The sequence below is a fragment of the Acinetobacter sp. RRD8 genome (assembly GCF_031844225.1).
Taxonomy (GTDB): Bacteria; Pseudomonadota; Gammaproteobacteria; order Pseudomonadales; family Moraxellaceae; genus Acinetobacter.
In genome coordinates this window covers 252,308-266,761 of record NZ_JAUZUU010000002.1, presented here as the reverse complement: position 1 = coordinate 266,761, position 14,454 = coordinate 252,308, and the positions used below count along the sequence as shown (strand labels likewise).

Annotated in this window: 14 protein-coding genes and 2 pseudogenes; 13 read left to right on the top strand and 3 right to left on the bottom strand. The window is 44.9% G+C overall.

All coding sequences use genetic code 11. From position 1 onward, the window contains the following. The first annotated feature begins 2 nt into the window (after positions 1-2). The 11 genes from nuoH to Q9R24_RS04025 all read left to right on the top strand — a co-directional run bounded on the left by nuoH (position 3) and on the right by Q9R24_RS04025 (position 10,021). A complete protein-coding gene (nuoH, locus tag Q9R24_RS04075; RefSeq protein WP_004280772.1) occupies positions 3-1,019 on the top strand; it encodes an NADH-quinone oxidoreductase subunit NuoH in 1,017 nt (338 codons plus the stop codon). An 18-nt stretch (positions 1,020-1,037) separates the two neighbouring features. Beyond that, positions 1,038-1,580 (top strand): NADH-quinone oxidoreductase subunit NuoI, encoded by a 543-nt coding sequence (gene nuoI / locus Q9R24_RS04070; RefSeq protein WP_004280771.1) that lies wholly within the window; start codon positions 1,038-1,040, stop codon positions 1,578-1,580. After that, positions 1,580-2,098: an NADH-quinone oxidoreductase subunit J gene (gene nuoJ, locus Q9R24_RS04065; RefSeq protein WP_171054322.1), complete on the top strand. Its 519-nt coding sequence runs from the start codon at positions 1,580-1,582 to the stop codon at positions 2,096-2,098. Before nuoI ends, nuoJ begins: the two co-directional genes overlap by 1 nt. Next, positions 2,098-2,406 (top strand): NADH-quinone oxidoreductase subunit NuoK, encoded by a 309-nt coding sequence (nuoK, locus tag Q9R24_RS04060; protein WP_004280769.1) that lies wholly within the window; start codon positions 2,098-2,100, stop codon positions 2,404-2,406. Before nuoJ ends, nuoK begins: the two co-directional genes overlap by 1 nt. Continuing rightward, positions 2,403-4,298: an NADH-quinone oxidoreductase subunit L gene (gene nuoL / locus Q9R24_RS04055; protein ID WP_311203773.1), complete on the top strand. Its 1,896-nt coding sequence runs from the start codon at positions 2,403-2,405 to the stop codon at positions 4,296-4,298. Before nuoK ends, nuoL begins: the two co-directional genes overlap by 4 nt. A 1-nt stretch (position 4,299) precedes the next feature. Then, positions 4,300-5,913: an NADH-quinone oxidoreductase subunit M gene (gene nuoM / locus Q9R24_RS04050; RefSeq protein ID WP_004280767.1), complete on the top strand. Its 1,614-nt coding sequence runs from the start codon at positions 4,300-4,302 to the stop codon at positions 5,911-5,913. Between the two features lie 3 nt (positions 5,914-5,916). Continuing rightward, entirely contained in the window at positions 5,917-7,461 is a 1,545-nt protein-coding gene (nuoN, locus tag Q9R24_RS04045; protein WP_311203772.1) for an NADH-quinone oxidoreductase subunit NuoN, read from the top strand. A gap of 123 nt (positions 7,462-7,584) precedes the next feature. Next, the gene (gene upp, locus Q9R24_RS04040; protein WP_004280765.1) at positions 7,585-8,220 is read left to right on the top strand and encodes a uracil phosphoribosyltransferase; all 636 of its coding nucleotides are present in this window, start codon (positions 7,585-7,587) and stop codon (positions 8,218-8,220) included. Positions 8,221-8,304: 84 nt separating this feature from the next. Beyond that, positions 8,305-8,598 (top strand): cold shock domain-containing protein, encoded by a 294-nt coding sequence (locus Q9R24_RS04035; RefSeq protein ID WP_004732065.1) that lies wholly within the window; start codon positions 8,305-8,307, stop codon positions 8,596-8,598. A gap of 192 nt (positions 8,599-8,790) precedes the next feature. Beyond that, positions 8,791-9,150: a hypothetical protein gene (locus Q9R24_RS04030; protein ID WP_180086387.1), complete on the top strand. Its 360-nt coding sequence runs from the start codon at positions 8,791-8,793 to the stop codon at positions 9,148-9,150. A gap of 163 nt (positions 9,151-9,313) precedes the next feature. Next, positions 9,314-10,021 carry a cold shock domain-containing protein gene (locus Q9R24_RS04025; protein WP_311203771.1) on the top strand — a complete coding sequence of 236 codons (708 nt, stop codon included), beginning with the start codon at positions 9,314-9,316 and terminating at the stop codon, positions 10,019-10,021. Between the two features lie 32 nt (positions 10,022-10,053). On the opposite strand, the gene gigC is transcribed toward Q9R24_RS04025, so the two are convergent. Further along, the gene (gigC, locus tag Q9R24_RS04020) at positions 10,054-10,932 is read right to left on the bottom strand and encodes a LysR family transcriptional regulator GigC (protein WP_004280761.1); all 879 of its coding nucleotides are present in this window, start codon (positions 10,930-10,932) and stop codon (positions 10,054-10,056) included. Between the two features lie 85 nt (positions 10,933-11,017). Between gigC and Q9R24_RS04015 the strand changes: the two genes are divergently transcribed. Next, a complete protein-coding gene (locus Q9R24_RS04015; RefSeq protein WP_180180497.1) occupies positions 11,018-11,779 on the top strand; it encodes a ferredoxin--NADP reductase in 762 nt (253 codons plus the stop codon). A 174-nt stretch (positions 11,780-11,953) separates the two neighbouring features. On the opposite strand, the pseudogene Q9R24_RS04010 reads toward Q9R24_RS04015, so the two are convergent. Both Q9R24_RS04010 and Q9R24_RS04005 read right to left on the bottom strand, forming a co-directional pair. Next, positions 11,954-12,316, bottom strand: a pseudogene (locus Q9R24_RS04010) (transposase domain-containing protein); the annotation flags it as partial. A 109-nt stretch (positions 12,317-12,425) separates the two neighbouring features. After that, positions 12,426-12,848, bottom strand: a complete 423-nt coding sequence (locus Q9R24_RS04005; RefSeq protein ID WP_180086381.1) for a hypothetical protein — start codon at positions 12,846-12,848, stop codon at positions 12,426-12,428. 149 nt (positions 12,849-12,997) lie between these two features. On the opposite strand from Q9R24_RS04005, the pseudogene eat reads away from it, so the two are divergent. Further along, positions 12,998-14,432, top strand: a pseudogene (eat, locus tag Q9R24_RS04000) (ethanolamine permease). The last annotated feature ends 22 nt before the right edge of the window (positions 14,433-14,454 follow it).

Here is a 14,454-nt window from a genome sequence, read left to right as displayed (position 1 = left end):
TCATGGAACAAGAATTAATCCGTCAAACGCCGTTGTGGGCTGAAAACTGGCCAATTGCCTATTCAGTCATTCAAGCGATTGTGATCTTGCTGGTTGTAGTACTGATCGCTGCGTTGATGTCTTTTATTGAACGTCGTTTACTCGGCTTGTGGCAAGACCGTTATGGTCCGAACCGTGTTGGTCCGGGCGGTATGTTCCAGATTGTTGCCGACATGCTGAAAATCATGTTCAAGGAAGACTGGACACCTAAGTTTGCTGACAAATTGACGTTCCGTATGGCGCCAGCAGTTGCGATGGCAACTGCGGTGCTGTCGTTCATGGTTATTCCTGTATCACCTTATTTAGGTGTAGCAGACATGAACATCGGCCTGTTGTTCTTTATGGCAATGGCGGGTATTGCAGTTTATGCAGTCCTGTTCGGTGGCTGGTCATCAAACAACAAATATGCCTTACTGGGCGGTTTACGTTCTGCGGCTCAGACCATTTCTTATGAAGTGTTCTTGGGTATCTCGTTGATGGGTGTGGTGGCAATTGCCGGCTCATTCAACATGCGTGAAATCGTTGAAGCGCAAAAAGATGTTTGGTTTGTAATTCCCCAGTTCCTGGGTTTCTTGATCTTCGTGGTTGCGGGTGTTGCGGTAACGCATCGTCATCCATTTGACCAACCAGAAGCAGAACAGGAACTGGCAGAAGGTTACCATGTTGAATACGGCGGTATGAAGTGGGGGATGTTCTTCGTTGCGGAATACGTCAACGTGGTACTGATCTCTGCATTGATCGTGACGTTATTCTTCGGTGGCTGGCTTGCGCCATTCAACCTTGATATTCCGTTCCTTCCAGCAGCATTCTGGTTCATTATCAAAACAGCATTCTTTGTAATGATGTTTGTACTGGCGCGTGGTTCATTAATGCGTCCACGTTATGACCAGGTGATGAACTTTGGTTGGAAAATTTGCTTGCCATTGGCGTTGGTTAACCTTTTGGTAACTGGTGCTGTGATTCTGATGAATCAGGCCTAAGACAGCAGGGAGAACAAAATGTTTAAATTTCTAGCTGGATTCGGGTCAATCGTTCGTTCGTTGTGGATGGTGTTCAGCCACGCAACACGTAAACGTGACACCATTTTATATCCGGAAGTGCCGGCCGAAGAAATCGTGCCACCACGCTTCCGTGGTCGTATCGTATTGACGCGCGACCCTGATGGCGAAGAACGCTGTGTGGCATGTAACCTGTGTGCGGTTGCCTGTCCGGTAGGCTGTATTTCACTACAAAAAGCAGAACGTGAAGATGGTCGCTGGTATCCGGAATTTTTCCGTATCAACTTCTCGCGTTGTATTTTCTGCGGTATGTGTGAAGAAGCGTGTCCAACCACTGCGATTCAGATGACCCCGGACTTCGAGCTTGGCGAATATGTTCGTCAGGACTTGGTCTATGAAAAAGAACACCTGCTGATTTCTGGTCCTGGTAAATATCCTGACTATAACTTCTACCGTGTAACCGGTATGGCAGTTGCAGGCAAGGACAAAGGTCAAGCACAGCGTGAAAGTGCACCTGTTGATGTACGGAGTCTATTACCATGATGTGGCCATTTTATTTAATGGCCCTCGTGGCCATTGTCTCTACGGTTCGCGTTGTTACTAACGCGAATCCGGTACATGCTTTATTAAGCCTGATCGTGTCATTGCTTGCAGTCGCAGGCATGTTCCTGATCGTCGGTGCGCCATTCGCTGGTGCGCTGGAAGTGATCGTTTATGCGGGCGCGATCATGGTGTTGTTCGTGTTCGTGGTAATGATGCTGAACCTGGGTGAGCAGACCGTTGAACAAGAACGTAAATGGTTGACTTCATCGGCTTGGGCTTATCCGGCGTTGATGAGCTTCCTGATCGGTTTGGTGCTGGTATGGGTATTAAACTCTGATTACACACAAGCTTCACTGGTAATGGGTACAGAAATGGTGGGCCCGAAAGCAGTGGGTCAAGCACTCTTTACGCAATACTTGTTGTTGGTTGAAGTTGCCGCGATGTTATTGCTTGCTGCCTTGGTAGCTGCATTCCATTTGGGTAAACGTGAACCAGATGCAGAAGAGGAAAAAGAATAATGGGCAACATCCCTTTAGAGCATGGTTTGATCGTTGCATCTATTCTCTTTGCACTGGGTTTTTACGGTGTAATGGTGCGACGCAACCTACTATTTATTTTAATGAGCCTTGAAATCATGATGAACGCTGCTGCTTTAGCGTTCGTCCTGGCGGGCAGTGCATGGGCACAGCCAGATGGTCAGATCATGTTTATCCTGATCCTGACGCTTGCTGCGGCAGAGGCTTGTATTGGTCTTGCGATCGTCCTTCAGTTCTATCATCGCTTCCATCACCTGGATGTGGATGCTGCTAGTGAGATGCGCGGATGAGTTATTTATATCTAACAATTTTATTTCCGCTCATTGGTTTTGTCCTGTTAGCGGCGGGGCGCAACAAGCTTCCGGAATCTGTTGCAGCGATGATTGGTGTGGGTGCAGTCGGTTTATCTGCACTGTTCGCACTGATTGCAGGTATGGACTTTGTTAACAATGGTTCAACTGCAGTAGTACAACATCTTTGGACTTGGTTCAATGTTGGCAGTTTTGCTCCGGGCATCAGCTTGCAGCTGGATGGCTTGTCTTTATTGATGCTGGGCATGGTCACTGGTGTGGGTTTCTTAATTCACATCTTTGCATCATGGTATATGCGCGGTGAAGAAGACTTTGCACGTTTCTTCTCTTACTTCAACCTGTTCGTTGCCAGCATGTTATTGCTGGTATTGGGTGACAACCTGGCGTTGTTATTCTTGGGTTGGGAAGGCGTAGGTCTGTGTTCATACCTGTTGATCGGTTATTACTACCAGAACCCGGCAAACGGTCTGGCGGCAATCAAGGCATTTACTGTGACCCGTATTGGTGACGTATTCCTGCTGATTGCCATGTTCCTGATCTTCCAGCAATTCGGTACCTTGAACATTCAGTACATCGTCGAAAATGCGGCGACTGTAATGACGCAAAGTTCTTCATTGACCATCTGGACAGCATTGCTCTTATTCTTGGGTGCGGCAGGTAAATCTGCACAGATCCCGTTACAAACATGGTTAGCCGATGCGATGGCAGGTCCGACACCTGTTTCTGCATTGATCCATGCTGCAACAATGGTAACAGCCGGTGTTTACCTGTGCTGCCGTCTGTTCGCAGTCTTTGAACTTGCACCAGAAGTGATGGTATTTATTTCGATCACAGGTGCGGTGACCTTGCTTGTGGCTGGTTTTGCTGCACTGGTTCAAACCGACATCAAACGTATTCTGGCATACTCAACCATGAGTCAGCTCGGTTATATGTTTATGGCGGTAGGTGCTGAAGCATACCAGGCAGGTCTGTTCCATATGCTGACTCACGCATTCTTCAAGGCACTCTTGTTCTTGTCGTCTGGTGCAGTGATTCTGGCTTATCATCACGAACAAAACATCTTCAAGATGGGCGGTCTGTTCTACAAGAACAAATTCCTGTTTGCATGTTTCGCGATTGGTGGCGGTGCATTGGCAGCGATTCCATTCCTGACGATTGGTTTCTTCTCAAAAGATGCGATTCTTGCTGCAGTCTGGACGCAAAGTCATATTGCTGGTTTACCAGTGTATAACACGCTGTACTGGGTCGGTGTTGCAGGTGCATTCTTAACCTCTATTTATACATTCCGTTTAATTTGGGTTGTATTCTTTGGCAAAGAAAACACACCTTATCATGAAATCCAAGGTGCAACTTACTGGGCGCCACTGGCAATTCTTGCTGTACTTTCAACAGGTCTGGCGATCGTCCTGAAAGCACCGGTAATGAGCATTCTGGATGCAGCCCAAATTCCAGCCTTCATTATTCCTGAAGCGCTTGAAGTAGGTGCACATGGTGCTGAATACATCGCAATCGCTGTTGCTTTAACAGGTCTTGCAGTCGGTGTCGTGCTGTTCGCTTTTGCTTACAATGCAGTCAAACGTTTTGCAGCCACTTCTGTAGGTGCTGGCCTGGTCAACATCTGCCGTAACGCATTAGGTTTCGATACGCTGTATGACCTCATTTTCGTGAAGCCATATTTAATGTTCGCGAAGATCTTTGGTCGTGATCCAATTGATGGCCTATGGCTGGTACTTCCTGCACTTGTTAAAGGTGGTCACAGCTTTACAAGTTCACGTCAAACCGGTTCACTGCGTGAATATGCATCTAGTATGGGGCTCGGTGTCGTTGTCCTACTGATGATCTTGATCGTGATTCAGGTCGTGGGGAAATAAAATGGAAGCTCCAAACAATATTATTTTGCCGGCTCTGATCCTCATTCCGTTCATTGCAGGTTTCATATGCTGGTTGGTCGATAAACTCGACCAACACTTGCCGCGTTATATCGCGCTGATCGGTATGCTGGTGACCTTGGTCTTGACCATAGTCCTTTGGCAGACTGGTACTTACAACTATGAATTAGGCGGTGCTACACCTTCGTGGGCTGCCGAATTCAAATTGCCTTGGATTCAAACCCTGGGCATTAACATTCACTTAGCAGTGGATGGTTTATCACTTCTTATGGTTGGCTTGACTGCACTCCTGGGTGTATTGGCAGTAGGCTGTTCATGGGGCGAGATTCAAAAGAACGTTGGTTTCTTCCACTTGAACCTTTTATGGTCTTTAGGTGGTGTCATCGGTGTGTTTCTGGCGATTGACTTATTCCTGTTCTTCTTCTTCTGGGAGATGATGCTGGTACCGATCTACTTCCTGATTGCCCTTTGGGGTCATAAAGGGGCAGAAGGCAAGTCACGTGTTTATGCAGCTAACAAGTTCTTCATTTACACGCAGGTTGCCGGTTTGGTGATGCTGATTGGTATCCTTGGTCTGGTGACTGTGGGCTATACCATGACTGGCGAAATCCGTTTCGACTACAACTATCTATTAGGTGTGGCGAATACGCTTGACGCTCAGGCGCCAGCGGTGGCTTATGCATTCATGATCTGTTTATTCATCGGTTTTGCGGTAAAACTTCCAGTTTTCCCATTACACGGCTGGTTACCAGATGCGCATGCGCAAGCACCAACAGCGGGTTCTGTCGATCTTGCAGGTATCTTGATTAAGACTGCGGCGTACGGTTTATTACGTTTCGTGATTCCGTTCTTCCCGGCAGCGTCTGCACAGTTTGCAGACTTCGCAATCATTCTTGGTTTAATCGGTATTTTCTACGGTGCTTGGTGTGCTTTCCAGCAAACCGACATGAAACGCCTGTTGGCTTATACCTCTATTTCACACATGGGCTTCGTTTTACTTGCGATCTACGCAGGTAACATCCTGACCTTCCAGGGTCTGATGATCATGATGTTGGCACATGGTATTTCATCTGCTGCGCTGTTCATTATGTGTGGTCAGGTATATGAGCGTGTGCATACGCGTGATATGCGTTTGATGGGTGGTATGCGTGGTCAATTCCCGTATCTTGCATTCTTCCTGATGTTCTTCGTTGCGGCGCTTGTAGGTATTCCAGGTCTAGGTAACTTCATTGGTGAGTTCCTGATCCTGATGGGTGCTTATGCGAAATTCCCGGCGTTTACCATTCTTGCGGCAATCAGCTTGGTATTTGCGGGTCTGTACGGTCTGATCCTGATTCACAAAGCCCTGTTTGGTGTACCAAATGAAGCGCAACAGCAGCACTATACAAATCCATTAAAAGATCTAAATGCACGTGAAATCGCATTATTGTTGATCTGTGCGTTTGGTCTACTTTGGCTTGGTCTATATCCACAAAGCTTCCTTGACGTTTCTAACTCAAGCATGGCGTGGTTAGCGAATAGCTACATTCCAGTTCAAGAAGTGGTTGAAGTTGCTGATCAAGTAACGACTCAACTTGAAAATGTGGAGATCCAATAAGCCATGAACTTCACAATGTCTTTTTCTGAGCTTATGCCTCTAGCACCTGTGATGATCGTGTCGTTAACTGCGATCGTCGTGATGTTGCTGACCGCAATTAAGCGTAACCATAACCTGGTGGCTACTACCACGGTGATTGGTTTAAACCTTGCTGCGTTCTATATCATTTTCGTTTTGTTGGCAGGCGTGTTTGCACCTGCCAACGTGATGAATCTGTTCATCGTAGATCCATTTACGATGCTGTATCAGTTTGTGATCCTGATTGCTGCACTTGCATGTGCAACGCTATCTCACGCGTATATCGAAACCTATAAAGATAACCGTGAAGAGTTATATATCCTGATGCTGACATCCGTTGCGGGTGCCATGCTAATGGTGGCTAGCTCACACTATGCATCATTCTTTATCAGCCTTGAGTTGATGTCGATTCCTGTATATGGCTTGTTGGCATATACACATCAACGTTCTCAATCGCTTGAAGCGGGTGTGAAATATCTAGTGCTTTCAGCAACTGCGTCTGCAATGCTGTTAATGGGTATGGCATATATTTATGCATATACAGGTACTTTAAGTTTCGTTGCTGAACCAGGCAAACTGTTTACCGTATTCAGTCAACCGGCTGTCGTGATTGGTCTGGCTTTAATTGTATTTGCAGTAGCATTTAAATTATCGCTGGCACCATTCCACAAATGGACACCAGATGTATACGCTGGTGCCCCAGCCCCAGTCGCGACTTTCCTTGCGACTGTTGCGAAAGTAGCCATGATTGGTCTGTTTGTTCGTTATGCTTTGTCTTCAGGTTTAATCCTGGCAGACAGCTTCGTAACGATCATTTCAATCATTGCAGTTCTGTCTATCCTTGCAGGTAACCTGCTGGCGGTTCGCCAAGTGAACTTGAAACGTATCCTGGCATACTCTTCAATTGCACACTTTGGTTATTTGCTGGTTGCCATCGTCAGTTCACGTAATACGGATTTCTTACAAGTTCAAGGTTTCGCGACTTTTGAAAGTGTAAACGTCTACGTGATGACTTATGTATTAACCACGATCGGTGCGTTCGGTGTTGTTACGCTAATGTCTAGTCCGTATAACAATACGGATGAAGCGGGTAGTCTGGCTGAATACCGTGGTCTGTTCTGGCGCCGTCCAGTATTAACTGCTGTATTGACAGTGATGATGCTGTCTCTTGCAGGTATTCCTTTAACTGCCGGCTTTATCGGTAAGTTCCTGGTGATTAAAACTGCAGTTGCAGGCGAAGCCTGGTTCCTGACTGCCATGGTCATCCTGGGTTCTGGTATCGGTCTGTACTACTACCTACGTGTGATGGTTGTGCTTTACATGACACCACCTGAAACACCACGTCTAGATGCGGTGAATCATTGGGGTCAAAAAGTCGGTGGTATCATGGTACTTCTTGCTGCGCTTGCGGTACTTGTGATTGGTGTCTACCCAGATCCGATGATTGCAGTATCTAAATATGCATTCTTTGCCATGTCACCTGAATTGCAACAGTTCATTTTCACTTTGGTTCAAAGTGGTTTTAACTAATATCTGTAAAGATTGACGTTATTACAAAAAAGCCTCCATGATTGGGGGCTTTTTTATTTATACAAATCAATAAAAGCCTTTATAATAGCGGAAATTTATCTTTAACCTTTTAGGTGTTCTCCCGTGGCAATCCATGAAATCCGTCATCCACTCATTCGACATAAGCTTGGTTTACTCCGTCGTGCAGATATCAGTACCAAGAATTTCCGTGAGTTAGCTCAAGAAGTGACCATGCTTCTAACTTATGAAGCAACTAAAGACCTGCCAATGGTTGAACATGACATTGATGGCTGGAATGGTGCTGTTACAGTTGACCGTATCGCGGGTAAAAAAATCACGGTTGTGCCAATTTTACGTGCCGGTATTGGAATGCTTGACGGTTTCCTGAACCTGATTCCAAGTGCAAAAGTATCGGTACTTGGTTTAGAGCGTGATGAAGAAACTCTGGAAGCACGTACCTATTATAAAAAACTGGTTCCAGATGTACAAAACCGTATCGCGATGATCATTGATCCAATGTTGGCGACAGGTTCTTCTTTAGTGGCTGCAATTGATGTACTGAAAGCCAGCGGCTGTAAAGACATTCGTGTGATGGTTCTGGTTGCTGCACCAGAAGGCATTAAGCGCGTAGAAGCTACGCATCCGGATGTCGTGATTTTTACGGCTTCTATCGATAATGGTTTAAATGAAAATGGTTATATCGTTCCAGGTCTTGGCGATGCTGGCGATAAAATCTTTGGTTCAGTTCAAAAAGACTAATTTTTGAATATGATGAAAAAAGGGGCTATTACAGCCTCTTTTTTATATAATGTAGACAGGGCATTTTCAGGATAGGACAATAGCATGAAAGATGAATTGTATCAGGGCAAAATCAAACAGTATGACCCTGCCAAAGGTTTCGGTTTTATTGGCTGCGCTGAGGGAGATGTATTCTTCCATATTTCAGACTTCCCTGCGGCAGAAGGCGAGCCAAAACGTAATGAACGCGTAAAATTTAATGTTGTTGAAAATGGCGATAAGTACAAAGCGATTAAGATTGAACGTGTCGAAGACAACTCAAAGAAAGCTAAAAAAACCAAAGTGGCGACACACAATAAATCAATTACATCGGCATTGTTAAATAACTTCCGTGGTTAATGGATAATCTTCATACTTAAATCGTGTTTAGTCACATTTAAAAAGAGGCTTTCGAGCCTCTTTTTTATAGTGCCACCGTTTAGATATTCAAAGAGACAGACAGCACATAAAAAATCCACCAAACAGCAACAATGCTGAACATTTCCTTTGGCTTAGAATACAAATTAAATGAATTCTATAGAGAAAAGTGTCATGTTTACGGATGGAAAAATTAAAACTTACGATTCCGAACGTGGTATGGGTACTTTGGAGTTGATAGGAGAAGCTCAAGATTTAAGTTTCGAGTTACAGGATTTACCTTCGCCTGAAATTGAACCACAAATTGGAGAGCGGCTTAAATTTAGAATCATTCCCCAACAAGGCAGCATGAAATTAGACAACATGGTACGTCTGGATATTAAAGTGCAGGATGAATTTGTGCCAGAAGTCGTCGCCTTGCAATCCTTGGCACCCACAGTCGGTGTTCCTGTACGTAATTCACTTTTCTTTAGTCCGACCCTATGGCTGGCATTGGCATCAGCTGTTGGTTTTATGATTTTTGGCGAAGTATAAATAAAAACAGAAATTTTATTTTTTTTACTTTTAACTAGGGATCTATTCTTCCGCCATAAGATGCACTTCTAGTTTTTATGTTTCTACTTTAGAGAATTTTACAAAAGATTTTCAGTCTCTTTTTGATTACAATCATAAAAAATATTAAAGATAAGAGCGAATTATGTTTCAAGAGGGGAAAATCAAAACCTATAATGAAGATCGTGGTTTTGGTTTTATTCAGATCGAAGGGCAATCCAAAGATTTATTTTTCCATGTCAAAGACTTTCCCAATAAAAATATTCCGCCAAAAATGGGGGAAAAATTAAAGTTTTTGATTGTGGAAGATAATGGAAAGTTTAAGGCAAACCATATTGTTCGCTTGGATATTAAGCAAGAAGTTTCTGTTACACAAAACAATGATCTACATAGAGATATTGAAACCAGAGCTTCTCTACGTTATGAAAAGAAAAAATCATCAACTACATCAAAAATAATCACACTATCAGGACTGGTGATTATTGTGATTCTTGCTGGTCTTGTTTATAACAAATATCAAAGCTACCAAATTCAAAACCAGCAAAAGCTTGAAGGACTGATGGTAGAGCAGCGAGCAGCGCAAGGTGATCTACCTATGCAAGGATTATCTGAGCAGGGCAGGAAGAACCTGGAAAATCGTGGTGCTGAGTTAAGAATCCAAAGTAACCCCGTTAATATAAAAACTTCAGCAACGGCTTCGCCATCTGTATCTCAATTTAAATGTGATGGTCGTACACGTTGTCCTCAAATGAATTCCTATGAAGAAGCGGTGTTCTTTATTAGAAATTGTTCAGGCACGAAAATGGATGGTGATGGTATTCCATGTGAGGATCAATTTGGATATCGTCGATAAATAAAAAAGCACCTTAAGGTGCTTTTCATATTTTAGCTTTCACAAAAATTCATAAAGGCTCTCAGACCTGGACCCTGATATTTCTGGCGATGTACCAGCATAAACAGAGGACGAGTCAGTGACCAAAACGGGGTATCCAGAATTACCAGTTGACCTTTTTCACGTAAAGGCTCAATCGCAAGTTTGGAAATACAGGACATACCGATTCCACCCGCTACGATTTTTAAAATCGCCTCATTATGACCGAGTGTTAGACGGATATTGGCATCCGGCACATCTTTTAAGATGGCATTGTCAAACACCTCACGGGTACCTGAACCTTCTTCACGCAAAATCCATTCTACAGATTTGAAATCTTCAGCGGTTAGTTCACGGTTTAATTGCGCAAGGGGGTGGTCTGGTGCACAGCACACAGCCAGCTCATCATCACGCCAATGGATACATTGGAGCTGTGGCAAATGACATGAACCTTCAATTAAGGCAAGATCCAGCTGGAACTGATTCACCGCTTCAATCATTTGACGGGTATTACCGACTTGAAGCTGTAAATGTGCTTGCGGCTTGATTTTCAAGAAATCGGCCATTAGGTCAGGAATCAGGTAATCTGAAATCGTCAGGGTTGCACCTAAACGTAAATCGATACTTTGAAGCTCACCTTTAGCGACTTGTTCAAAAGATTCACAACGACCTAAAATTTCCAGGGCTTGAGGGAGAAGAAAGCGCCCCAGGTCATTCAGCTGTAAACGTTTGCCTAGACGGTCAAATAGTGGAGCACCCAGACCATCTTCCAGATCTGCTAAAGCCATACTAGCCGCACTTTGTGTAAGCTTGACGGCATCGCTAGCCTTCGTTACGGTACCCTCTTGTGCCACTGCTACAAAAACAGCCAATTGGCGTAAAGTCATGCGCATGAGTAGAGCCTTAACATTTAAAAAATATTAATAAATTATGTTGCCATGCTACCATGAGCATAGTCTTTCATGCCACGTTGAAATCATGTCAATTGAAAAATTTACCCGAGAAAAAGTTTTATCTGTACACCGTTGGACCAATACATTATTTAGTTTTACGATGACACGCCCGGCACATTTCAAATTCACGGCAGGGCAGTTTGCGCGTATTGGTTTGCAAGTGGGGGATGAACTGGTGGTTCGTGCCTATTCGGTAGTGTCATCTCCTTTTGATGAAACTCTGGAGTTTTTCTCGATTGTCGTTCCAGAAGGTAAATTTACTTCCAATTTACAGCACCTCAAAGTCGGGGATGTGCTGCATCTGGAAAAAATTCCTTATGGTTATCTGACTCTGGCACGTTATCAATTGCCTTTGCCTAAAGACTTGTGGTTACTGGGTACCGGCACGGGGCTGGCACCGTTTATTTGTATGCTGCAAGACTTTGAAACCTGGAGCAAATACGAAAAAATCAATCTGGTTTATAGTGTGCGCACCCGGGCAGAACTCGCTTATGTAGACCGGATTCAGGAAATCGCCGAGACCTTTGGTGAAGGACATACCGGTTTTAAGTTTATCCCGATTATTACCCGTGAGCCTGATGCACCTTTGCACGACCGTTTACCGATTTTGATTGCCAATGGTGAGCTGGAAAAGGCAGCAGGTATCGCGTTTAATCCGGAAACGACGCATGTCATGCTTTGTGGTAACCCGGATATGGTCGATGATACCAAAGAAGCCTTAAAAGCTCGTGGCCTGACCATGAACCGTCGTGGTGAAGGAAATATTGCGGTCGAGAATTACTGGTAAGGTTGAAGGATTTATGAGCAAAACCCCCTGCTTGAAGGCAATGCGGTTCCTTTAACAGGAGCGGCATTGTGATCTAAGGGATAACGGTTTTTTAACATTTTGACTCTCCGAAGCCTTGTAGGCCTCTCTAAAACAAACTACCTATCCCTGTCTAAGTTCCGACAGCCCAGCCGGATAATGCTCTTGTCCCCAGTGCTGATCGGTCTGGTGAAATAGCCACTCCACAGAATCTGCACCAAGATGTTTACGTGTATTGGTTAGACTAATGCGCGTCAGCAAGTCATAAGAGGCTAACCACTGAGTGCAAATATTGAGTCTTCTTGCTGCTTCATGGATGAGGACATCACGGAAAATCGCCATTCCAAGAACCAGCCAAAGTACTTGATCCGCAGGCAAGCACCGCCTGCGAATAGTCGCGGGACTGCTCAACCTGAGTGTGGACTTGACCCACTCAACGGGGATATTGTGAATAAAAGTACTCAGATTCGAGAGCTTAAACAGATTGTTAAGATCTAAAATATCCTGCTGAAATACCATAAAAAAATCCGATGCCAAACCTGACATCGGATTCTCTAATGAATTCCAAAATGATTCAAATGCTTAAGTAAACAGCATTGCCCATTGTGGAGGTTTTTTCGATTCAAGCTTAATGCACAAACATATCCATTGATTCACGGATTTCCTGAATGGCGGTTTCGACATCGGGACTGAGCCAGGTCGGTTCAAAAAATCCGGCATAGTGCTCAATACGGTCTGCAGGCACCACCAGGCGCACTGGACAGTCTTCTTCCAGTAAGCGCCATGGAATAATCGGCACTTCATTATCCAGCCATGCCGTTACATCTCGAATATCGATAATCATCGCATTGATACAGTCCGGAAAAGGCATCACGGAAAATTCTTCGGTACGACGACGGAAATATTCCAGATCCTGCCAGCGAAGCAGGAAGCTTGGCTTACTAAATTCAATAATTCCAATCAGATGCTGATCGCGGCTGTAGTGCAGCATGCATTGATGTGTGACGTCAGTATCAAGATCAAGCGATACACTTTGTTGACGATACGCCATATAACTCGGGTGTATAAATGAGAAGGTGGATAATTATAACGCATTTCAGCGCTGAAAGGCAGCGTCTCAACCGTCTTCACTAAAGCCTGCGGAACTGGTATGGCTTATGCATATCTTCAGGGAACAATGATAAAAACAACGAGGTTGCTATGTCAGAGTCAAAAAGTGTGATTGATACCAGTGTGACTGAAACAGAAGTACAGGAAGATTATTTTGCCTTGCGCCAGCTCAAGAAAGGCGCCGTAGGTTGGCTGCTTCTCGTCGGTCTGGGAGTAGCTTAGGTAATTTCCGGTGACTTCGCTGGCTGGAATTTTGGTCTGGCACAGGCGGGTTGGGGAGGCATGTTTATTGCGACCATTGTAGTGGCATTTATGTATCTGTGTATGTGTCTGGCCATGTCCGAAATGTCGACCATGCTGCCGACTGCAGGTGGGGGTTACAGTTTTGCTCGTACTACTTTTGGTCCCTTTGGCGGCTATCTGACCGGGAGTGCCATCCTGGTTGAATATGCCATTGCTCCGGCAGCAATTGCCTGTTTCATTGGTGCCTATTGCGAAGCCTTGTTTGGTATTGGCGGCTGGATCATTTATCTGGTGAGCTATCTGGTTTTTATGGGCTTGCATCTGAAAGGTGCAGGTGAAGCACTCAAGATCATGTTTGTGATCACCGCCATTGCCGCGGTCGCCTTAATGGTGTTCATCTTTGGCATGTTGCCTCATTTTAATAGTGCAAACCTGTTTGATATTGCGGTCAATACTGAAGCTGCGGGTGCAAGCAGTTTCCTGCCATTGGGTTATCTGGGCAGCAGTGCCTTATGCGATCTGATTTTTTCTGGCAGTTGAAGGGGTGCCGCTGGCAGCCGAGGAAGCCAAAGAGCCAGCCAAATCATTACCGCGTGGTCTGATTGGTTCCATGCTGATTCTGGCATTCTTTGCCCTGAGTATCTTGTTGCTCGGTCCTGGCGCAGCAGGTGCAGATACGCTTAAAGATTCTGGTGCACCGCTGGTGGATGCCTTGGTGGCAGTCTATGGTGCCAATACCTGGATGGCGAGTTTTTTGAATTTTGTCGGGCTGGCAGGTCTGATCGCCAGTTTCTTCTCGATTATTTATGCCTATTCCCGTCAAATTTTTGCACTCTCACGTGCCGGTTATTTACCGAAAAAACTGTCCTTGACCAACAGCAATCATGTACCTTATTTGGCCATCATTATTCCGGGGATTATTGGCTTCCTGTTGTCCCTTTCAGGTGAAGGTGATCTGCTGATTCTGATGGCGGTCTTTGGTGCTACGATTTCCTATGTTTTGATGATGATGTCATATATCAAACTTAAGTTATCCAGACCAAATCTGGCACGTCCTTATCAGGCACCGGGCGGCATTGCCACAGCATTGATTGCTTTAGTGCTTGCAGCCATTGCAGTGGTCGCAGGCTTCTTGGTCGATCCAAAAGTCTGGCTAATGGCAGCTGCCATTTACGTGGCACTGATTCTCTATTTCTTGCTGTATAGCCGTCATCATCTGGTGGCCGGTACGCCGGAAGAAGAATTTGCGCGTATCGAGGCAGCAGAAAAGGAATTGAAATAAACCATCTTGCAGGGAGAATACG